The sequence below is a fragment of the Microcoleus sp. POL10_C6 genome, assembly GCF_036701585.1.
GTDB lineage: Bacteria > Cyanobacteriota > Cyanobacteriia > Cyanobacteriales > Microcoleaceae > Microcoleus.
Map to the genome: position 1 here is coordinate 41,441 of NZ_JAUBRB010000029.1, position 23,496 is coordinate 64,936.

General features: G+C 45.8%; 10 protein-coding genes and 1 pseudogene. 6 read left to right on the top strand and 5 right to left on the bottom strand.

Features of this window, described 5'->3' with window-relative positions:
* Positions 1–570 (top strand): tetratricopeptide repeat protein (locus tag QUA34_RS17475; protein WP_333324550.1); only part of this gene is annotated, 570 nt, incomplete at its 5' end.
* Between the two features lie 87 nt (positions 571–657).
* Positions 658–1,236, top strand: a pseudogene (locus tag QUA34_RS17480) (Uma2 family endonuclease).
* Positions 1,237–1,481: 245 nt separating this feature from the next.
* Here the strand turns inward: QUA34_RS17480 and QUA34_RS17485 are convergent.
* Both QUA34_RS17485 and QUA34_RS17490 read right to left on the bottom strand, forming a co-directional pair.
* Positions 1,482–4,508 (bottom strand): PAS domain S-box protein, encoded by a 3,027-nt coding sequence (locus tag QUA34_RS17485; protein ID WP_333388610.1) that lies wholly within the window; start codon positions 4,506–4,508, stop codon positions 1,482–1,484.
* Between the two features lie 34 nt (positions 4,509–4,542).
* Complete coding sequence (locus QUA34_RS17490) at positions 4,543–4,698, bottom strand: hypothetical protein (protein ID WP_333388613.1); 156 nt, start codon at positions 4,696–4,698, stop codon at positions 4,543–4,545.
* A gap of 229 nt (positions 4,699–4,927) precedes the next feature.
* On the opposite strand from QUA34_RS17490, the gene QUA34_RS17495 reads away from it, so the two are divergent.
* Positions 4,928–6,352, top strand: coding sequence for a diguanylate cyclase domain-containing protein (locus QUA34_RS17495; RefSeq protein WP_333388616.1), 1,425 nt, complete (start codon positions 4,928–4,930; stop codon positions 6,350–6,352).
* Positions 6,353–7,075: 723 nt separating this feature from the next.
* Here QUA34_RS17495 and QUA34_RS17500 read toward each other — a convergent pair.
* Positions 7,076–12,223 (bottom strand): CHAT domain-containing protein, encoded by a 5,148-nt coding sequence (locus QUA34_RS17500; protein WP_333388620.1) that lies wholly within the window; start codon positions 12,221–12,223, stop codon positions 7,076–7,078.
* A 205-nt stretch (positions 12,224–12,428) separates the two neighbouring features.
* Here QUA34_RS17500 and coaE point away from each other — a divergent pair, with 205 nt between their 5' ends.
* A complete protein-coding gene (gene coaE, locus QUA34_RS17505) occupies positions 12,429–13,166 on the top strand; it encodes a dephospho-CoA kinase (RefSeq protein WP_333326511.1) in 738 nt (245 codons plus the stop codon).
* An 815-nt stretch (positions 13,167–13,981) separates the two neighbouring features.
* Positions 13,982–14,182 carry a heterocyst-inhibiting protein PatX gene (gene patX / locus QUA34_RS17510; RefSeq protein ID WP_333388623.1) on the top strand — a complete coding sequence of 67 codons (201 nt, stop codon included), beginning with the start codon at positions 13,982–13,984 and terminating at the stop codon, positions 14,180–14,182.
* 310 nt (positions 14,183–14,492) lie between these two features.
* On the opposite strand, the gene QUA34_RS17515 is transcribed toward patX, so the two are convergent.
* Positions 14,493–15,899, bottom strand: coding sequence for a TldD/PmbA family protein (locus QUA34_RS17515; protein ID WP_333388626.1), 1,407 nt, complete (start codon positions 15,897–15,899; stop codon positions 14,493–14,495).
* 268 nt (positions 15,900–16,167) lie between these two features.
* Between QUA34_RS17515 and QUA34_RS17520 the strand changes: the two genes are divergently transcribed.
* The gene (locus tag QUA34_RS17520) at positions 16,168–17,784 is read left to right on the top strand and encodes a HAMP domain-containing sensor histidine kinase (RefSeq protein ID WP_333388629.1); all 1,617 of its coding nucleotides are present in this window, start codon (positions 16,168–16,170) and stop codon (positions 17,782–17,784) included.
* A gap of 159 nt (positions 17,785–17,943) precedes the next feature.
* Here QUA34_RS17520 and QUA34_RS17525 read toward each other — a convergent pair whose 3' ends face one another.
* Entirely contained in the window at positions 17,944–23,460 is a 5,517-nt protein-coding gene (locus QUA34_RS17525; RefSeq protein WP_333388632.1) for an AAA family ATPase, read from the bottom strand.
* Positions 23,461–23,496 lie beyond the last annotated feature (36 nt).

Below are 23,496 nucleotides of genomic sequence, written 5' to 3' on the forward strand. Positions count from 1 at the left end.
ACGAGTTCCGGCGAAGTCGCCCCGATTAAAACCGGATTTAATGCAGCAGTTCCCATCAATACATTTATCGCGAAGCTAGTGGCGGCGGGAATCAACAAATCCGAGTTGAAAGTAGACAATACTCCCGCAACGATCGGCCCGGTATCCACCACCAATCCGCAAGACGCCCAAGCCTATTATTTTCGAGGACTTTCGCTGTTAGATCAAGGAGATGCTTGGGAGGCGATCGCCGATTTCAACAGAGCACTCGCTTTCAAGCCCAAATATACCCCTGAATTGTATTTTAATATCGGCAATGCCCGCACTTTCATTGCCAGCCTCGAAACAACCCGCGGGCCCAGGCCTATTAGCGCTATTAGCGCTATTAGCGCTATTGAAGCATACACGCGGGCGATCGAAGCCAATCCCGGTTTTGCCGACGCTTACTACAACCGAGCTTTAGCTTACCTGGACAACAAAGACCAACCCCAAGCAATTGCCGACTTTCAAAAAGCAGCAGAACTTTACAAGCAAGGCGGCAGAACCAGCGCCTATCAAGACGCGCTCACCCGAATCAAACAATTGCAGTAAAATGAGAAGTTAATAATTAAGAATTAAAAATGAGTAATCCCATTTTTAATTCTTAATGTAGTTCATAAAAACAGCAGGTAAATAACCATGACTGCTATCACCTTAAACCTCAACTCCCTGATTAAACTAACTTCAGAACAGTTTTATCAACTGTGCGAAGAAAACCCAGACGTGAAACTCGAACGCAACGCCAACGGAGAATTAATCGCCATGCCGCCAACCGGAGGAGAAACAGGGAAACGCAATGTCAAATTGACTACCCAATTGGATGTGTGGAACGAACAAACCGAACTCGGAGAAGTGTTTGGTTCCTCCACAGGATTTACCCTTCCCAACAAAGCCGATCGATCTCCCGATGCTTCTTGGGTATAAAAATCTCGCTGGTCAGCTTTGACGCCAGAACCAAGAGAAAAATTCATCCCCCTTTGTCCCGATTTTGTCATTGAATTAGTCTCGCCCAGCGACAGTTTGAAAAAAAGTCAGGAAAAAATGCAAGAATATATGGAAAATGGCTGCCCTTTGGGTTGGCTGATTAACCGCAACAAACGCGAAGTTGAAATTTATCGCCCCGGTCAAGATGTGGAAGTTTTACAATCTCCTCTCACTCTTTCTGGGGAAAATGTTTTGCCGGGATTTATTCTAAATTTGCAAAAAATTTGGAATTAGCAGAATTAACTTTTGACTTATTATATCGTATCATCTTCAATAAAATAACCGTTACCATTTCGTAGTGAGGAATGCCAGTCAGAGCGAGTTGGATCGGGAGGGTTTTGAGGCTGCGGGGCAGGAGGGAAGAGGGAAGAGGCAGGAGGCAGGAGGGAAGAGGGAAGAGGAAGAACGAAGAAGCCAGAAAAAGTGTTTTTACAAATATGAGATGCTCCCTATAGCTTCTTTGTCCTTAAAATCGATAACTAAACTGGATTCGGGAGCAGAGGTCGAATTAACTCCAGAATTTGGTCATAGTTAAAGTTATTGACACAATCAATTAGCGAACTGGAAAGGGTTGATTGAGATGCGGGAATTTGTTTGATTAGCTCGTTCATGACTTCAGGATCAACATAGTAGGCAGCTTGATACATTTCTTCTAACCACTGAGAGGACATCACGGCTAGATCTTCTGGAGATAAAGAATCAACAAATAGTTTTTGGGAATCTTTTCCTACAACTGTGTAGATGTACTCTACTCCCAAGTATTGAGCGAGTTTGTCAAAGACGAGGCATTCCTGAAATGGCTTGCTCATAAAGTCGTCACAACCAGCCATAAGAACTTTCTCTCGATCTTCTTCAAAAGCACTGGCAGTTAAAGCAATAATGACAGTCTCTTTTCCATGAGGGTGTTCTCTAATGCGTTTGGTAGCTGTGTAGCCATCCATGATCGGCATTCGTAGATCCATCCAAATCAGGTGTGGGGACCAACTTTCCCACAGGGATAGTGCTTCAACTCCCTGTGTTGCTTCGCGCACCTCAAAACCCACTGAGATAAGGAGTTTGACCAATAAGCGGCGATTTTCCTCTACATCTTCAACCACAAGGATGCGGTAAGTTGGTTGTCCTGAAGCTATACCAATCACTCTTTGTGTAAGCAATTCTGAAGCAAGGCAGACTCCTTGAGGTAGCTTTACCGCAAGTTCAAAGTAAAAAATGCTGCCCTGATTCAATGTGCTTTGAACCCGAATCTGACTACCCATGAGTTGGACAAATCTTTGGCTGATAGCTAGACCTAGACCAGTACCTTGATTCAATTTATGCCCCGCTTCAGCTTGCACAAACGCCTTAAATAAACTCTCAATTTCTGTTGGAGCAATTCCCACTCCAGTATCCTCAATTTCAAAATATAGGCGACAGGACGTTTGGTCGCTCTGTTCCGATATTACTCGTAAGGTGACGCTTCCTTTATTAGTAAACTTTATCGCATTACCGAGCAGATTGACTAAGACTTGATACAGCTTATGCTCATCGGTATGGACAAATTGGGGAAGATTGGGGTCGAGCTCGAAAATTAGTTTCAATCCTTTCGATTGGGCTTTGATTTGCAACATTTCTTCAATAGAAATCAGCAAAGATTTTAGGTCAAAGTCAGAAAGAGAGACTGTCATCTTTCCGGTCTCTATTTTAGATAAATCTAAAATGTCGTTAATCAATGCCAATAAATGTGTGCCGCTACGATTGACGATCGCCAAATCTTGTTGGAGTTCGGGAGTCAGAACAGGATCGTAACTCATCAATTGCGTAAATCCCAAAATAGCATTGAGAGGAGTACGCAGTTCGTGGCTCATATTGGACAGGAACATACTTTTGGCTCGGTTTGCTGTTTCTGCTGCTTCCTTAGCTTGCTGAAGTTCCAACTCGGCTTGTTTGCGATCGTTAATGTCAATTAAATATCCCAACATTTCCACTGGTCTACCTGCAGGATCTCGAATTAGTCTGAGTTGACAGAGTATCCAGCGATAAACCCCATCTGAGCGACGAAGACGGTATTCATGGAAATAAAAATCATTGACGAATAGATTGTCTAAGCCATTAACCACTCGTTCTAAATCATCTGGGTGTAAGTTATGCACCCAAAAGTCAGAATCTTCTAAAAAATCAATCCTTTCATAGCCCAATACATCTTTGATATTTTCGCTCATGAACGTTGCTGCATAATTGCCATAAGGTTGACAGCCAAAAATAACGACGGGGCTGTAGTTCAGGAGAAAGTTGAGGCGATTTGTGGTAGATTGCAAGGCTTGCTCAGCTTGTTTCAGCTCTGTCACATCCTCCTGAACGGCAACATATACAGTTCCATATTCAGGATGCTCAAACCTAGATGTATGAACCCTGCACCAAAAGAGAGTTCCATCTTTTTTCTTATTGTAGACTTCATATTGTGCTTCTCCGTCCCGATCTAGTTTAACAACAACATCTTCAACGGTTTCGTCGGGTGTAACCTCTGTATCGACGTAATTTATTACACCAACAGATTGACCTGCGAGTTCACCCTCTGCATAGCCAAACATCGCGTCAAACTTGGGATTAGTGTAGACGATCGTGAGGTCTGAGGCTTTAATTAAACACACTCCACCTGCCATGTTATGGATAATAAGACTCTGAAGCTCTAGCGCCTTTTGAGCTTCTTTTTTAGCGGTAATTTCTTGGATCTGAGCAATAAAATGTAGTGGGTTTCCCTGTTCATCTTGTACTAGCGATCCATTAAGAAGAATCCAAATTATATGTCCTTGTTTATGGAAATAGCGTTTTTCCATTTGGTAAGTTGAAATGGTTCCTGCTAAGAGTTGATGTGCATAGCTAAGATCCCCGTCTAAATCGTCAGGATGGGTAATGTCTTGGAACGTTAACGCTAACAACTCTTCTGATGAGTAGCCAAGAATCTGACATAAGGCAGGATTTACTTTAATCCAGTGCCCATCAAGTGAAACGATCGCCTTTCCAATGGACGCATTTTCAAAGGCATTGCGAAACTGCTCTTCACTGTTTCGTAAAGCCACCTCAATTTGTTTGCGTTCGTTTTCAGCCCACTTGCGCTCATTGATCTCCTTCTCTAAGGCTTGAATCGCCACAATAAGTTGAGCTGGACTAGGTAAAGCTAAGGCTGATGGAATTAAAAACACTAGCTCAGATGCAGTATGTATAGAAATCAGAGCAGTAATAGCTTTAAGTCCTCCATAAATCCAATAATTAGGAAACCAAAGCGTCCAAATTTCCATGATATGAGTTGTACCACAGGCAATTATGAAGGCGCTAAACAGAAATAATACTTTCGGAAAAGGAGTATCTGGGCGCTGTCGCACAAAGTACATTAGCATGATTGGGATGGAGTAGTAAGCTAAAGCAATTAAACCATCGGATAAAATATGTAATCCTACTAAATTTGTTTGCCAGAGATAGCAGTGACCATGAGGAATGAATCCTGCACTTTCAAAAAAATGTGTAATCATACCTAACCTGAATTATTCATGAGTGCTGAAGTGCTTAGCGATTGAGTTCGGCCATTGCCCGCTTCATCATCGAAGTTTTACCGGGAAAACCACTTTTGAGTAGGGAGATGTCAAATTGCCAATCTAGCAGCACGAGACATCTGATCGCAATGACGAGTAGACTTGCTCTTTCAGAAATGTGCTTGTTCATACAGCAGATTGCGTTGAAAAAATGTTCTCCTAATGTTAGCCGAAACGAAGAAGGGCAACTACGGAGAGATTATCCCTACCTCAACAAGTCAGATTTTGTAGGGGCTGTGGCAGCGTGCCATTCCTCGAACTCTGCGATCGCAGGATTTCTTCCTGCGTAAAGTTAGTTTATAACCTAATAATTCAACTATACTCTTATTCATAGGCTTGTAGTCCTCTGGCAAGAAACTATGGAAAGGAGTAGGATTCTCGATAGAACTAGCGATAGAGTGAGCGATCCAGCTACCAACTACCGCGGCAATATTTTAATTGTTGACGATCTGCCTGACAACCTGCGTCTTCTGGGCCGTAGTTTGAGGAGACATGGTTATAAAGTTCGCTGTGCCACAACAGGTGAAATGGCGATTCGAGCCGCCCAATCGCCATGGACGGAACTAATTTTACTAGACATTAAATTGCCCGATTTAGATGGCTATGAAGTTTGTAAACAATTAAAATCTAACGCGCAAACCACAAGCATTCCGATAATTTTTTTGAGTGTTCTCAATGAAACTTTCAATAAGGTTCAGGGGCTGGCTGTTGGTGGCGTAGATTATATTGCTAAGCCGTTTCAAATCGAAGAAGTATTAGCTCGTGTCGAAACTCACCTAACCATCCGACGGTTGCAACAAAGCCTCCAAGAGCAGAACTTACGTCTCTTGAGAGAAATGGAAGAACGCCAACGTCTCGAAGCATCCCTCTTTGCCGAAAAAGAACTCGCTCAAGTGACTCTCCAATCGATTGGTGATGCAGTTATTACTACCAATGCTGAAGGTAATGTGCGATTTTTCAATCCTATCGCTGAGCAACTGACAGGCTGGAAGGCTCATGAGGCTAAGGGACTCCCCCTGTCTACAGTCTTTGAAATTGTCAATGAAGTAACGCGAAAGCCAGTACAGAATCCGATCAACAAGGCTCTGTTGGAGAAGCGAATTGTGGGCTTAGCTAACCATACTATACTGATTGCGCGCGATGGGACGGAGTATGCCATTGACAACTCAGCAGCACCGATTCGAGACTGCCAAGGTCAAATTATCGGGGCAGTCATCGTCTTTCATGATGTTACCGAATCGCGCAATCTTGCTCGTCAACTCTCTTGGGAAGCCAGTCACGATGCTCTGACGGGTTTAATCAACCGTCGAGGATTTGAGCAGCGACTAATGGAGGCGATCGCCTCTGTTCAAGATAGCAATCAGCAGCACGCTCTCTGTTATTTAGATTTAGATAAGTTCAAAGTCGTTAACGATACCGCTGGTCACATTGCTGGCGATGAGCTACTGCGCCAAATCACTAGACTTTTACACAAGGGAGTCCGCGCTAATGACACACTGGCTCGCTTGGGAGGTGATGAATTTGGTCTTTTGCTTACTAAATGTCCCCTCTCTAAAGCCGCTCTAATTGCGGAAAACCTCAAAGACCTAGTGCATCAGTTTCGGTTTATTTGGGATAGCAAAACCTTTATCATCGGGGTCAGTATTGGAGTTGTTGCCATTAACCAAGACAGCCAAGATTTGATGGAGGTTATGGGGGCGGCTGATGCAGCTTGTTATGCTGCCAAAGCCAAAGGTCGCAACTGTGTTCATGTTTATCATCTAGATGATGGCGAACTAATATAATTAGACTATAATTAGACAATGTGGTGAGAGGCAGTAGATTTCCAACATTAGCCGTGCGTTAGAAACCAATCGTTTTTGTCTCTACTCCCCAAAGATTGGCTCTATTACCTTTAATATCGTTTCCGGTTGTATCGGAATGATTTAACCGCAGAGGGCGCAGAGAACGCAGAGGGAGAGAATACAGAGAGGAATAATTCCGATGCAACCGGATTTGATAGAACCCATTATTAGAGCATTATCAAATCTTGTTAAAAATGCTAGACAAAAACGGAGAAAGCGTGGCTCCCAATGATATCAAATCAGTTAGCATCGGAATAGTAAATTCGAGTTCACTGTTGACTGTTCACTGTTCACGGCTTCAACAGTCAACAGTCAACATCATGTATGAGTGTAACCGGAAATGATATGAGTTTATTCTGACCGCAGAGCGTTATGGCTTGATAACCAAGAGCGATTGTTGTTGGGTAAGCGAAACTTTTTGATTAAATTATCCTAATTTATCTGGGCTAAAAGTTTTTAGTAAACACTTGTCTACAATCAATATTTTGGGCGCTAGCAGTCGAGTTTTTTTTAATTATTCTTGTTCCATTTTATCCCGTTTTCGATGTTGAGGTTGCGGTTTCTAGTGTGAGTTACCGCACTTTTTTAGGTATTCCCATCCTCTGAGTTTTGCGACTTGTTCTCTCCCGGTTTTTTAGGCGATCGCACCCTCTTCCTTCAGAATTACCACGGCGAACCGATCATGGTAAAAGCAGCCCAATAATAAGGATGCGACAAATTTCGATCGCCCCTGGTGGCCAACTCCGACGGCAAAGGCAGAGCTTGATTGTTGCCCGATCGTACCAAATAACCATCTTGCAACCGCACTTCACCCCGCAACATCGCCAACTGCGCTTGCCGCAAAGCCTCCGCCTTAATCGGCGCTGTACGCAACTGCTGGTAAAACTCAGTCATCAGCCCCAAAGTACCGACATCGCTGACATACCACAAACTCGCCAAAGCCGATTTTACCCCCGCGTGCACCGCTAACCCCGCAAACCCCAACTCAGCTTGTTCGTCTCCCACCGCCGTAGTACACGCACTCAAAACCAACAACTCCACCTGCGGGTTAGATAACTTCAACTGATCCAACTGATTCAACCGCAACTTAGTATCCCAAAACTGAATGTAAGAATTTTGGGCACCCCCAGGTTGAAAATCGCCGTGAGTAGCTAAATGAATAATTTTGTATTGCGATTGATTGCGCTTCTGCTTCAAATTTGCCAAAGTAAAAGCTTCATTGAGAAAAGACGAACCTGGCCAAATCTTGCCCACAATTGTCGATATTTCCAACGGCACCGCAGGCAAAGGATTTTGATCGTATTTAGCGGGAAAATTCGACGCACCCATCGCTAACACTTCAGAACCCTTAACATCGGCATAGCGAGTATCAGTTAAACTCAAACTCGGAATCAGCCCCAAACTGTACTTTTCTACCAAAAACTGCTTGCCGTCGTAAAGAGCAGCCAAAGGCAAAGTTCGCAAACCGACATCCATAGAAAACACCAAAGTGTCAATCTTGTTAGCCTCCAATTCCGGTTGCAGCGGTGCAATTAACCACTGGTAAAGTTCCTCGGCAGGTTGCTTGTAGTCAGCAGCATTCAATCTCCTGGGAGTTCTGATAGCATTAGTGAATTCTTTAGCAACTTGCAAAACTGTCTCGCGGCTTGCAGGCACACTTTTAAAAACATTTTTGCCGTCTGGCAATAACAACACAAGTTCTAAATGTTTCTCTTTTGCCCATACGTAAAGGATGGCGGGTTTAACCCCAGTCAACTGATTGACGCTGTTGAGAGTATCTCGAATACTTTTCTGCGTAACTGACTTTTCAGTGACAGTGCCCCCAAAGTAACGTTCAAATTCCCGGCCTTGAGTTCTATCCCTTTGCTGCACTGCGTCGATCGGATTTATTTGCGCGATCGAGTTCGATCGAGAAATCTCAGGAACCCTCAGATTCCCCATACTTTCTGCTGTCACCGCACTCGCCGGCTTCTGTGGAGTTGTTGTCACGCTGGCGTTTTCTGTCGCCACAGGCGTACCCAAATTGCCTTTTAACACCGACGGCGACAGCAGTACCGGGCCCGCAGCCGTCTGGTTAGACTGAGCCTCAACAGGCGCAGCAGCAGGTTCTGGCGAGACATTTGTGGTACTGATCTTTGCCGCAGACGCTGTGGGGCCGAGAATCACCTGAGTCACAATTTGTTGAGAATTGTCTGTAGTTTGCAGTTCCACGCTGGTAGTTGGTGCCGAACTCGGCACGATCGCCAGTGGCCCGATCGCAGTTGAGGAGGTGGCAGTGTTCGACTTCGAGTTTCCAGTCCCAACAGTCGCCACCGTGCAGGTTCCAGACGAGCAAGTGCTTTGCAGCAACGTCTGTGAACCCGATTGAGCCAGCCCGTCTGTAGAAATGCTGACCTCGGCGTGCTCAGCATTAGTTCCTGTTCCCGGAGTCCGAAACGCTCCCCCAGCCTCGATTGCCACATCGCCACCCGTATTGCCACGAGCTTTGATCGAAACAACTTCAACATCTTTCTGCCCGATAATTTGGCTCGAACCTGCACTTCCCGATTGCGAACTCGAGTTGATCACCCCTGTAACGATCCGGCCCGGCGCCGCAATCGAAATATCTCCCCCGCTTCTGGCACCAAAAGCATCGATGTTGTCGGTTTCTACCGCACCGGCGCTGCGAATATTGATAGGGCCCGCCACCCCGGAAGTTGAGCGAGATGAAACCGTACCAGCAGTCAACTTGCCTTGGGTGCTAGTGATGTTAATCCCCGCAATCGAGGTAACGTCTCCGACGGCTACAGTACCGCCCATCAGAGAGATCGTGGCGTTATCAGTGCCGACGATCGCACCCGTTCCCACGATCGCGCCTGCGCCATTGGGCGATCGGATCGTCGTCGGATCTTGAAATGTCAACGCCAGTGGCGTTGAATTTGGCGTTGAATCTGGCGTTGGAGAACCAATCGAGATCGCACCGCTACCGTCAGCGCGCCCGATCGTGATCGAAGCAAACCCATTCCGAAAAGTGTTCAATTCAGCAGCAGTCAAGTTCAGAGCTTCTGTATCGCCAGAACCTTGAATTATAATATTTTGACTAGGATCAGCCGGTTGCAGCACCAGATTGCCGTTGCTGATGAGCGAATTTTTGTCACCTATCAAGTCAATTTCGTTGCCCGTCAGGGTAATATCTCCCCCTGTTTGGGCGCCACCAGCTTCGATCGCCCCTGCAGTGACTCCATTGCGCCCCGTCAGCGTCACATTCCCCGCGCGATCGCCCCTTGTGTCGATCGCCCCTGCTGTCACCGTGCCCTGTGCGGTAACACTAACATCTCCCGCCGAATTGCGTATATCTTGGGAAGAATTGACAGAAGTGTTGATGGTGCGGGCAGTTCCAGTAAGTAGCTGACCGGTTGTGACATTGCCTGCGGTGCTGACGATGCGAATTTCCTGATTGTTGGTAGTGATATTTCCGGTTCTGATATTGCCGTCAGCTTTGAGAGTAATTGAGGCATTGTCGGCCGCTGTCAAAGAATTTGTGGTAGTGATTGTTCCCAAACCCGCTGGCGATTGAATAATTAGCGGATCATAAAATGTGAAATCGTTGGCAATCAGAATTGAACCGATACCGTTGCTGCGGCCGATCGTAATTCCAGCAAACCCATTTTCCAAACTTCCGAGGTCGCTTGCCGTCAGATTCAAATAAATATTAGTACCGACATCTCCAGAACCGCCGATCGCAATATTTTGACCGGGACTCCAAGGTTGCAGTACCAAAAAGCCAGTACCGCTGACTGAATTTTTGTCGCCTTTAAAATTAATTTCATCACCCGTCAAAGTAATGTTTCCCGAACCACCAGCGACGACGCTCACTCCCAGAACATTCCGAGCCGTCACAGTTACATTTCCCGTCGCTTTGGAGCCGCTGGCATCAATTTTTTGGGCCGTTACGTTCAGGCCTTCAAGCAAAATATTCCCGCTGCTGCCGGTGCTGGGATTGGATGAAGAAATATTGTTTGCAACGGTTGTGCCCGGACTAATCAAACTAATATTTCCGCCGTTACTCGACAAATTGCCTGCCGTAATTTGACTTCCCGAAATGGCGATCGCACCGCCAGCCGTGCTAATTGTATCTCCAGAATTCATCGAAAAAACACCCGCACCACTGCGATCGGCATCTGCTCTCAATGTTACCGAACCAGTAGTTGCTTGAAAGCTCAACTGATTGTCCGCCAAATCAGCAATTGTAATATCATTGAGCGCTTCGAGAACCACATTTGCCGTCCCCGACATACTTTCCAAAGCTGTAGCCGAAATTGTCAGCGAAGGCTCAGAATTGTTTTCCTGTCCTGGTACCGTTCCTGTTGACAAAATATTATTGTTGGCAATTATTGCCGCATCGCCCGCAGCTTCTGGGGAATCTGTAATTAAAATATTTTCGGGATCTAACAGCAAAGTGCCCAAACCGTTTGTCCCAGAGGTATCAACAGTACCGTTAAAAATCAATCTTTGCTTGCCCGAAACTTCCACAAACCCGCCAACACCTGCGGTTGCCGTTGCAGAAACGCCATTTGCGCTAATGCTGCCCAAAAATGCTGTTGTGTTGTCAGCCCAGACAAAAACTCTGCCGCCGTTGCCTGATTCAGTTGCGTTGGCGGCGATCGAACTTTTGCCATCCACGTAAGTCATCCTGGCATTCGGCACAGTTCCCTCGCCTCGGTAATCTCCCCCGATCCGCACCGTTCCGCCGCCGTCTGGCCCCGAAGCCTCAATCTTCGCTCCCAACAGCCCTACCTTGTCACCCAACACGTTGACGCTTCCTCCCGCGCCCCCCCTGGCAGACACGTCCGCAGCACCCGCTACCAGCGCAGTTCCAGCACCTGCAGGCACTGTTTGGCCGCCTGTGAGTACGACTTCACCTTGAGCGTTCGTAGTTATACCCGTAGCGTTAGCCACGCCTGGGCCCGAAAGCAGCCGAGGTAAAGTCAGCGGAGAGAAGGGAACACCTTCGGAACCCGACACTCCTGCAGCCGGAGAAACTTCTAAACTCAGCAAAAGTCCGTTTTGACTGAACCGCACCAGATTTTCGCCCGGAACAGCCGCCACAGTAATTTGACCGCCTGGGGCTGAAAGTTTCCCTGTACTGATGACCGTACCGCCCAGCAAAGTCAAATTTTGCCCCGTGCCGACAGCCAAGTTACCGGCATTGACAATACTTCCCGGCTGTGAGCCAAAAACAAAAGCATTCGGCGTTCCGACTAGGGCGGCGTAGTCCATCGCCCCAGTACCGTTGAACCAGCCGTTGTCAAAACCGATACCGCTAGCGGTGGTAGCAAAAAAAGACCCGGACACATCGAGTCGGGCATTCGTTCCAAAAATAATCCCTGCGGGATTCATGAGCAACAAATTAGAATTGCCGCCACTAACTTGAATTAAACCGTTAATTAAGGAAGCATCCCCGCCGACAACACGGCCGAGGATATTTTTAACGCTTGGGTTGGAGATGAAATTGGCAGTTTCGCCAGGATTCAGATTAAACCGAGTAAAACTGTGGAACAAATTTGCTCCGTCTCTGGAGGGAGTGCCGCCTTTAATGTCGTAGCGAGGAGGCGACCCTGTACCTGGGGCGGTGACAGCGGTTCCGGTGCCGTCTGGGGCTGAAGTAATAGATTGTGCCGCAGCAATTTGAGATTGGGGATAAATTGCCACGAGTACCCATCCGCTGCTGTTTTCTTTGAGGAAAACCAGGTTGGGTAAAAAATCTACTATCAAAAATCCAGCAAGGGGAATTGCTGCCAGAATCGACCGCACAGCACGTTGAGCATTCATAAGTTTGCCTCGGTCTAGACCTTAATTCGAGTTTAAAATTGAGATTTTAGGTAAAAAAGAGTCGATCGCACCCCAATGCTGACACTTCCTAACGCGAACTCTCGATCGCAAATCTTAAATATTAAGTCTAAATTTGATTGTGTCACCAACATAGCAAAGACTGACAGTAAGTGTCGAAACCCAGGAATTTTAAACAGAGAAAATTATGAGCGATCGAATTGTCCGTCTGATTGGTTTAACTGGGGGCATCGCCACCGGTAAAACCGCTATATCTAATTATCTGAGAGATGCCTGTGGATTTCCGATTTTAGATGCCGATATTTACGCCCGCGAAGCTGTGAACCTCGGTTCGCCAATACTTGACTCTATTGTAAAACGATACGGTGCCGGTATTTTGCTCCCGGATGGCAATTTAAATCGGCCAGAGTTGGGAAGTATTATTTTTTGTAACGCAGACGAGCGGCAGTGGTTGGAACAACAGATTCACCCTTACGTGCGCCGCCGATTAGTTGAGGAAACTCAAAGCTGCATTGCTGCATCGAGTTTGGTATCCCAAGGCACACAGGATTTAGGTACAAAGACTCAAGAAACCGGCTTTTTTCACCCTCATCAAAAGCTAGAACCGAGTATTGTTGAAAAAAAACCCGGTTTCTGGGCCCCGGCTGACACGTTGACTTTGGTTTTGGTAGTGCCGCTGCTGTTTGAAGCTAACATGACTGACTTGTGTACCGAAATTTGGGTAGTGTACTGTTCACCCGAAGTGCAGTTAGAACGACTAATGCAGCGAGATGGCTTAAGTTATGATCGAGCTAATGCCCGCATTAACGCCCAGTTGCCGCTGGCTCAAAAGTGTCAACAAGCTGATGTTATTTTGGACAACTCGTCAACGCTCGACTCGCTATTCCTGCAGGTAGATGTGCAAGTCAGTCGCGTTGAGATTTGAGATTTGAGATTGAATCCGCGATATCAGTTTTAAAACCAGTTTTTTTTTACTCCCTGCGCGCCAGTTCGATTTGAGAGTTGAGATTTGAGATTGAATCCACGATTTTGTCAACGGGCTTTTTTCCCAACCGCTTTCGACTCCTCCTTCAAAGTGGCGCGTAAGCCCTCTTGTCACAAAGCAAGATCAAAAAAGATCAGAAAAAATCAGAAAAAATCACAGGTTCACAATTTATTTAAAAATACAATAGCAACCATTTATGAAGTTAATGTGAAAATTAGGCCTTGCCCGCTTTAAGGAATCTCATTCAACAAGATATTTATATGTAACGTGCGGATGGAGCGCCTCGGTACTCTCTTGTTGTGTCTTTCATCCCAGGGTTGCCGCTTCACCTCAATAAATTATGAAGTTAATCATAAAAGTAGTAAAACTTTACAATTTGCGGTTTTTGTTTCCTTGTTGGAAGACTGTTTCAAGAGGATTCCAGGGGTCATACCATTTTAGATTTTAGATTTTAGATTTTAGATTGGGGAATGATTTATAACTACCAGGGTTGGCAAGACGGGCATATAAGAGTAGCATGATTTTTTTGAACATGGTCTTGAATTATGCTGGTTGCCCGTAAGTAGCAGATAACTAGAAATTATCCGCGAACAAGGGATCTAGATGATGGATTTCACCCGCTTTTAACCAAAACTCAAAAAAATTGCAGGTGTCCTCACTTACTAATTGATGATTTCGCCACAATTATTTTTTTTATCCTGATAGCAGAGTACAGACTGCGTATCAAGGAGGAGAAAATACAAACACCAAAATTTATGATGCGCGTTTACTCTTCCATCCTGATGTCAAGCCTGTTACTGAGTGGTACCGCAGTTAACGCTCAAAGCTTAGAAACTCGATCGACCTTTTTTGCTCAAGACAACTCTGCTCCCGAAATTTTAACCGCTCTACCTGACACTCAGAGCTTGTACGATAACGAGAAAGATACGGCGCCAGGACGAGGCGATGGGAGATAAAGCCGAAAAAAGCGATAATTGCAGCGAATTAGGGGGATAATGGGAGAATATAAAATTGGGATAAGAAGATAAAAATTGAAGATTTCGATTTATTAATTCGGGACTTAGGTACTGTGTACCAAAAAACCGATTTTTCAGCGGTATTTGACGACTCAAGACATAATTTTTGGCTATTCCGGTTTTTTTGCCCAATATCGTCAAAATATCAGACACCACAAACGGGCGGGAAATGTTGCACTCAAAAAATAAAGAAAGGTAAAGCACGAGTAGGAATCTGGCGCTTTACCTTTTTTTTTAAACTTTTGCAGCTTTAATCTTCTTCCGCAGCTTCGCCACCAACAACGACATCGCGAATCCGCAAACTCGGGCCGCCGCAGCCGACGGGCAAACCGCTTTGTCCTGCTTTGCCGCAGCCGCCGGATTCATCCCAGTAGAAATCGTCGCCGATCGCCTCAATATCGGCTAGAGTGCTGAAAACATTACCCGAAAGAGTAACATCCCGCACCGGATTGTCTAGTTTTCCGTCGCGGATCATCCAAGCTTCGCCGGCACTGAAAGTAAACATTTCGCCGTTAGTCATGCCACCTTGCCAATTGCGCGCATAAACTCCTTCCTTGATACCAGAAAATAAGTCAGCAACTGGCGTGTCACCCCGTTCGATCCAAGTATTCGTCATGCGGACGATCGGCGGATAATGATAATTCAAACAGCGAGCATTGCCAGTAGGCGTTTCTCCCAACTTGCCCGCCGTTTCCCGCGAGTGCAGCCGCCCGACTAAAGCGCCGTCTTTAATTAACTGAGTAGTAGTCGCCGGAGTCCCTTCATCGTCGTAAAAATAGCTGCCCCGGTGTCCCTCTGGCGCTGCACCATCGAAAATTTGCAAGTTTTTGGGGCCGAACTGGCGGCCGAGGGTCATAATTTCCAAAATGTCGGGATTTTCGTAGGCCATGTCAGCTTCGGAAAGGTGTCCGAAGGCTTCGTGGACGAATAAGCCGGTCAAAATTGGGTCGATGACGACGGTGTAGGTGTTGCCTTGGACGGGGGGTAAGGCTAGGGAATCTACGGCTCTCTGGGCGGCGCTGCGAACTTGAACATCGAGATCGGTTAAATCTTCGTAAGCTTTGCGGGAACCGGTGGTTTCGCGGCCAGTTTGTACGGTTTCCCCGCTGCGGGCTGTGGCGGCAAAGCGCATTTCCATGTCTGCCCAACCTTGTTCGAGCATGGTGCCTTCGGAGGTGGCGAGGATCATCCGCTGGGTGCTGTCGCCGTAGCGCACGGAGATTGTGGCGATGCGGGGGTCAATGCTGCGGAGGATGGCCGCGTAGCGATCGCACAATTGCTTTTTGTCAATTAGGGGAACCAGACGGGGGTCTGTTCCTGTCAGCGGCAGCAAGCAAATGTCTTGTACTGGCGTAACTGGCGCCAGGATCGTTTCTTCTTCGCCGATCAGTTTTGCCGCGGCGATGGCTTCTTCGATTCTTTCGGCGAGGGTGGAAAGTCGGTTAAAACTGGCAAAGCCCCAGCCGCCTTTGTGACAAGCTCTGACTTGGCCGCCAATTGAGACTCCTTCGCTGAGGGTTTCAATTTTTTCGCCCCGCAGCAGGATGTCGGTGCCTTCGGCTTCTTCCAGTCGAATTGCCAGATAATCGACTTGGTGACGGTAGCGTGCCATTAAGTCTGACAGCAGATTTTTCGAGTCGGCGATCGAGGTGGGCATAAGGAAAGCACGGTGTTTAACTTACTTCATTTTGCACTTTTGTCAGGGCAATCGTACAAAATACCGCCGCAAGCGCGGAGATTGCGACTTATTGGTACGGTTCTGCCAATATCGTTAGTTGACAAATGTGGATATCCTGTGAGTTAGGAGGAAGGCGCAAGAAATTATGCGGGATTTTTCGATCGTGCTGGTGCTTGACTCCTAACTCCTGAACTTTCCTATACATAAATACTTCACCCTTCATGCCTCCGAAGGTGGGTTTATAACTGTGAATACTTACTTTTTACCGACAATAAGCGAAATTTTAGCCTCCGAAGGCCAAGAAAATGATCTCAGTCTCTTTGATGCTAAGTTGGCGGGAGAAAACAACCGCCATCGGTGTCCTGCAAGCCGTGGGGCTTCTCGGCTGAAAGCTGAACAGGAATGGTACGGGGCGATCGCAGCTTTGAATCAAATGCTTGATCGGCAAAAAGCAGGACAAAAAACAAATGCCGATCGAGCAAATTGTCGATCGACAATCTCCAATTCCTGTCAGGGATTGGTGTTGTCCGGCCCGTCTTCGGTTTTGACTCACCCCGCTTTGGCCAACGGCTTTGCCAATTGGATTTTTACCAGTATTCCCGACAACGATGCAGCTTTGTGGTCTTTTCGGGCGAGACAAACTTTAGCTTTAATGCCGGCGGCTGATGTGCAAACCTCAGTGCCTGCGGCGGCCCCGGCTTTGGCTTTGGCAAGTGGTGATCCCTTAGCCAACGAGCAGTTTTGTTTGGTTTTAACTGCTAGTTTTAGCCTGGTGATGGTTTTGGGTGAAAATTCTGGCGGAATTCCGGCTTTTCTATTTTCTTTCGACCCGCAAGTAGTCGCCAAAGCTTGGGAAGTTTTGCGGCGCAGGGTGACAGAAAGCGAATGTTTGCTTGCCAATTCTGACGGTAGCTTTAATTTACCAGTTAGCAAATTAACTAATAATTCTACTAAATTAGACGCGCTGTTCGAGCAGTTTTTGCCTGTGGAGCCAAATTATCAAACAGTGATGCAGTTCAGCCGCTTGCTGTTGCATAATTTGCCGGTTGGGAAAGATGAAGCAGGCAGGATAAAGGATGAAAGAATTGATGATGGTTTGAACCATAGACATCACAAGTTATCGGCTACAGATATCAACTGCAAATCTCCCATGCCTCTGGCTACTAAAGAGGTGGAATTGCTACAGGCGATCGCCCATGAAGTCCGCACTCCTTTGGCTACCATTCGCACGCTGACTCGGCTGCTGCTGAAGCGACCCAAACTCGATGCGGTGGTGGTCAAGCGTTTGGAAATGATTGATGCTGAGTGCACCACTCAGATCGATCGTTTCGGTTTAATTTTCCGCGCCGTGGAATTGGAAATGTCGCAAGCTAAAAATTCTGGCGTGCAGCTAACAGCAATGTCCCTCGGTGAAGTGCTACAAAATAGCATTCCCCGCTGGCAAAAACAGGCGACTGTGCGAAACCACACTTTGGAAGTGATTGTGCCGAAAAAGTTGCCGGCGGTAGTCAGCGATCCGACGATGCTGGATCAGGTTTTAACTAATTTGATTGAGAATTTTACTCGAACTTTGCCTTCCGGGAGTCGCATTCAGGTGGAGGTGACATTAGCGGGCAATCAGTTAAAGTTGCAGTTGGAATCGGAACACCTACCTGAAGGTAATGTCGCATCGACTTTTTCAGCTAATGCGAATGCTCCTTTGCGATCGATCGGGCCTTTGTTGATGGTGCAGCCGGAGACGGGATGTTTGAGTTTAAATTTGAGCGTGACTAAGAATTTATTTCGGGCTGCTGGCGGGAAGTTGGTAATTCGCCAGCGGCCCCAAAAGGGCGAGGTGATGACGGTATTTTTGCCGCTGCAATAGTCAGTTGTCCGTTGTTGGTTGTCAGTTGTTGGTTGTCCTATCAATTGCGGTTGCATCGGAATGATTTAACCGCAGAGAACGCAGAGAACGCAGAGGAAGAGAAGAGAGCTCTCAATAATACCGGTCAACAACGGACAACTAACAAGGGACAACTAACCCTTAATCAATTAAAATCTCAAGGACAAACTCCGTTCCTTCTCCAGGTGAAGAAAAACAACTCAGTTTTCCGCCGTGTTTTTCTTCTACAATTTGACGTGCGATCGCCAGTCCTAACCCAGTTCCTTTGCCCACATCTTTAGTGGTAAATAGATGGTCGAAGATATGATTTTTCACTTCTTCTGACATTCCTTTTCCGTTATCGGCGATGGAAATTTTTACCTTTTCACTTTCTACTTTTGTCCGAATAGTGATGTGATTGGGATGGGCTTTAATTTCGGCAAAACTTCGTCCTTGATTCGATTCTTCTAAGGCATCGATCGCATTTGCTAACAAATTCATAAATACCTGGTTTAATTGTCCCAAATAACATTTTACTTGGGGAATATTGCCGTACTCTTTAATGATTTTAATTTCAGGATGCTTGTCGTTCGCTTTCAGGCGATGCCGTAAAATCATCAAAGTGCTATTGAGACCTTCGTGGATATTGGCCTCAACTTTATGGGCCGTATCGGCGCGAGAGAAAGTGCGGAGGGAGGTGCTGATGTTTTTGATGCGCTCGCATCCTATTTTCATGGAACTCAACATTTTGGGTAAATCTTCTACTAGATAATCTAAATCTATTGCCTCGGCTTTCTTAATCAATTCTGCTTCCGATGGAGGAAATTTTTCTTGATAGAGGCGCAAATAATCAATTAAGTCTTGGACTCCCGCATGAGCTTCATTAATATTTCCGGCAATGAAACCAACGGGGTTGTTGATTTCATGGGCAACCCCGGCCACTAGATTACCTAATGCTGACATCTTTTCACTTTGGATCATTTGCATCTGAGTTTGCTGAAGTTCATTCAAAGTCTGCTGCACTTGGTGATAGAGACGGGCATTCTCTAGAGCGATCGCGGCTTGACTAGAGAGAAAATTCAGCACTAGGAGGCGATCGCGACTAAACACCCCGCTGGTTATCCGATTTTCTAGATACAAAATGCCGACCAAATTCCCCTGATTTAGAATTGGCAAACCCAGCAAACTCTCTGGTTGGTGGTGGTCTAAATAATCGTCAATCACAGGCAGATCAGTTTTGGCGTGATCGATGACAACTGCTGCTAGGGTGTTTTTGACATACTGGATTAATTTAACAGGAACGGTGGGATTATTCTCTAGGGGTTCCTTTTGCAGGCTCATGTTTTCCCACGTAGCTATTGCCCGCACTTGCCATTGTTGATCTTGGCAGAGCATCAGTACACAGCGATCGGCTCCCGAGTTTTGTAACATGGTTTGGGTGACAATTTGCAGCAACTCCTCCAGGTCGATCGTACTGGAGATCATTTGGGAGATTTGCAGCAGGGTCGTAAAATCTAGAGCATGGTTGATGGAGGTGCTTGAGGTAGTGTGGTGGGTACTCGAATGAATTGAGTAGGTGGGATTGGTGAGGGTGGATAGGGTTTCTAAAATAGTGACGGGTTGGGCGGACTGTTGTAAGATGGGGCGCAGCAGATGGGGATAACGTTTTTCTAGGTCATCGGTTTTGGCTTTTGCTCCCCAGCGGGCGTAACAATAGTAGGCTTCCTGCATATAGCCAGCAGCGACTTTTTCTTTGCCCCAGCCGAGGTAGAATTTAGCGGCGAGTTCGTGGGCTAAGGCTTCCTCGTTGAGGAATTGGTTGTCTTTAGCCAGTTGAATGGCGCGATCGTACAACTCAGCAGCCGGCCATTTTTCTTCAGCAACACGAGCCATCTCCGCCTCTAAAAGCAGAAATTTGGACAAACAGTTTTCAGGACAGTTGTGTGCCCAAATTTGAAGTTGTTGCCGATTATTCTGAACAACTTCTTGATAATCTTTTGGTTGTTTTTCCGGTGCTTCCCCATAAAGTTGCAAGACAGTCAAAGACTGATAAAAACAATGCAGAACACGTTGAAATTGTCCATATAGTGCATGAGAAAACTCGGCCGCGGCTACTAACATTTCATAAGCCTTAGCATACTCACCATAGGTGAAAAACAAAAAGGCTTTAGCGAAATAGTATGTACTACTGCCATAGCCATAGCCAATTTCATTGAACGTTGCTAGCGCCGACTCTTCATCAAATGTTTCAGAGCTAAGGCTATACTTCCCTATCGTTAGCCCTTGCAAATTCTCTAGGAGCTTGCACTGAAGAATTAGGGCAAATGCTGTCGTAATCTCAGTCCGCTCCGCAAAGCTGATGTACTTTTCATGTCGAGCCAGCAAAATGTGAATATCGCTTGAGACGATCGCCTGCTGCCAAAAACTGAACAGAGCACTGTGATGACACCAAGAAAAATCCCCTACCTCCATTGCCCCCTGATAAGCAGCTTGTTGCAGAACAAGATTGGAACTGACGTGCTTGCGCCAATGGTTGATAAAGTTGCCAAACGACATATAAATTTTGCCATTCAGGGTGGTGTTATGAAATTTTTCATTCACCTTCAACCCTAAAAGTCCAAACTCATAGCCCAGTTCATAGTCTTGAAAGCGTTGGCAGAGAATTGTTCCATACCAAACATAAACAAAACCCGCCACATTGGTATTCCCGTATTGCAAACAGAGATTGGTCATGTGTAACACAACCAACACTAATAAGTCCTGATTAGTTAGGTAAGTGGGCGGTACCATGTTCATTAGCAGTTTGATCAGCATTTGGCGTTCTTCATCGACAATAAGTGGTGCGTCGATTAGTCGTGCAACTGCGCGCTGATTTAAGGTTTGTTTAACTTCCAAAGCCATCCCTTCTAACTCTGCTTTATTTGGCATAATAGCCAGTTCTAAGCCTAACAGTTTCAGCCCTTCGATTCCTACCTGAATCGCCTTTTGATACAAAGCCTTATTTTGATAATGAGTTAGTTGAATTGCAATAATTTTTGTTCGATCTAAACTAAATCGGGCAGAATTAAAAGCGACTTTTATCAACTTTTCAGCTTCTTCAAAATTTCCTGCTAAAAACTCAGATTCAACGCTTTCTAAATACATTGTAAATGTTAATTTATAGGCACATTCCCATTTATTGCTGGGTAGGAAAGTTAAACCGAAAGCGAGATATTTTGTCGCCGATTCATACGCTGTTGATAGTTTGGCTCTCTGCCCTGCAAAGAGGCTAATTTTAGCAAGCTTGGTTCGTTCTTCTTGCTGCGTTATTAGCTCCGAACTAAGGATAAAATGATTAATAATATCGAACACTTCTTCTCCTCTTTCAACTTCTGAGAAATTGGGAAGAAGTAACTGTCCTATTTTGAGATGGGTGGCTTGCTTTTGGTCATCAGGAATTAATGAATAAGCAGCTTGCTGAACCCGATCGTGGAGAAACTTGTAGTGAGGTAATTGAGCGGCTGTTGTTGGCAATGCGGGGCTGGTGGTTCGCTCTTCTTTTCCTATATAAAACTTGTAAATTTCACTCGTTGGTAAGATGAATCCTTCTTGCAAGGATTTCCACAAATCCGCAGCAGTTTCTTCCGGGGACTTCTCGCTGACTACCGCCAATGTATTCAAATCAAACTGCGCTCCAATGCACGCAGCCAACTTCAGCACATCCTGAGTTTCTGGCGGCAACTTCTGCAATTGCACCGCCATAAACTCCACTACATCATCGGTAATAGTTAGGGCTTTGACTTTGGCAATATCGCACTGCCACCCCTCTGTTACCCCTTTCTCTCCCCCCTCGGTAAGGGGGGTGGGGTTAAACGCAATCAGCCCATCTTCCTGTAGCGCCCTGAGAAATTGCGTGGCAAAAAATGGATTGCCTTTGGTTTTTTGATAAACTAACTCGGTTAATGGCTGAGCAAGAAGGATCTCGCACGAGAGCGTATCTGCTATCAAATCGTTAATATCGACTTGACTCAGAGGTTCCAAGGTAATAGTATTTACCGTTACTTGGGATTTTTCCATCTCTGCTACTGCCAACATAAATGGATGAGCCGGAGATACTTCGTTATCTCGATATGCCCCAATTACCAGCAAATTCTGAGTATCTTTTTCACTCATCAACACTTGCAAAAGCTTTAGAGATGCTGAATCTGACCATTGCAAATCATCCAAAAAAATCACTAAGGGATGTTCTTTTGTAGCAAAGACAGAGATAAATTTTTGAAATAGTAAATTGAAACGATTTTCGGCGGCACTTCCCGAAAGTTCAGAGACAGGCTGTTGTTTCCCAATAATTCGTTCCAGTTCGGGAATCACTTCTACAATAACTTGACCGTTTTCGCCAAGAGCCTTGATAATTTTCCTTTGCCATCGTTCTAGCTGAGCGTCGCTTTCTGAGAGTAATTGCTCCATCAAATCTCGGAAGGCTTGCACAAAAGCACTAAAGGGAATGTTACGTTGAAATTGGTCGTATTTGCCTTTGACAAAATAACCACGTTGCCGAACTATGGGTTTGTGAATTTCGTTGACTACAGCGGTTTTCCCAATGCCGGAAAATCCGGCTACTAGCATCATTGCGCTGCGGGATAAGTTCGAGTCACGCCAGTCCTCCTTAATCAAGGCGAGGTCTTCTTTTACATCGTTTCTATCGGTTCCAGGCTCTTCTGGGGAACGAGATTTAGAGGGGTTTGCTACTCGCTCGAATGCTGCTAATAATGCAGCGACTTCGGTAGCTCGGCCGTAGAGTTTTTCGGGTATGATAAAGCGATCGCAAAAATCCCGCCGCCCAATGGCAAAACTCTCAATTTTACCTGTCTCATTGAGTTGTTGCAAACAAGTTTTTAAATCGGCTTTCAACCCCAATGCACTCTGATACCGAGTTTCAGCATTTTTGGCTATCAATTTGCTGACAATTTCCGAGAGGACAACAGGAATTTTGGGATTAATTTCACGTACAGATGGCGGGTGCTGGGCAATATGACAGTGAATCAATTCCATTGGATCGCTGGATTGAAATGGCAATTTTCCTGTCAGCAATTCGTAAAAAGTTACACCTAATGAATAGAAATCTGTGCGGTAGTCAAGGCCGCGATTCATCCTTCCTGTTTGTTCGGGAGATATATAGCTGAGTGTTCCTTCGATTACGTTGGGACTCATCAGTGTTTGAGTTTCTCGTGGCAGCAAAGATGCAATACTAAAGTCAATGAGTTTGACTTGTTTAGTCTCAGGATTTATTAAAATATTGGCGGGTTTAATGTCTTTGTGAATGATGCGGTGGCGGTAAAGTATATCTAATGTATTGCTTAGGTCGATCGCAATTTGGAAAAAATCTACCAGAGATGGCACGGTTTTTCCTTTTCCCGTCCATTCCTTCAGAGAAATTCCCCCGAAGTCTTCCACAATCAGGGCATAGCCGTTCCGGTAGGGTTCCAAGCTGTAGGTTTCGATGATTCCGGGCAAATTCAGGTTTTTGGCGATCGTGTATTGATTGCGAAAATGCAAGAGTTCGCTGAAGCTGGGATATTCGTTTCGCAAGACTTTGATGGCGATCGGTTTTTGGTCGCAGAGGCGAATTCCGTGATAAACTAGGGTGCGAGTGCCTGAATAAATTCGAGCGAGAATTTGATAGCCACTTAATTCTATCATAACAATAATTATTTTGCTGTTAAAATATTTTGTATT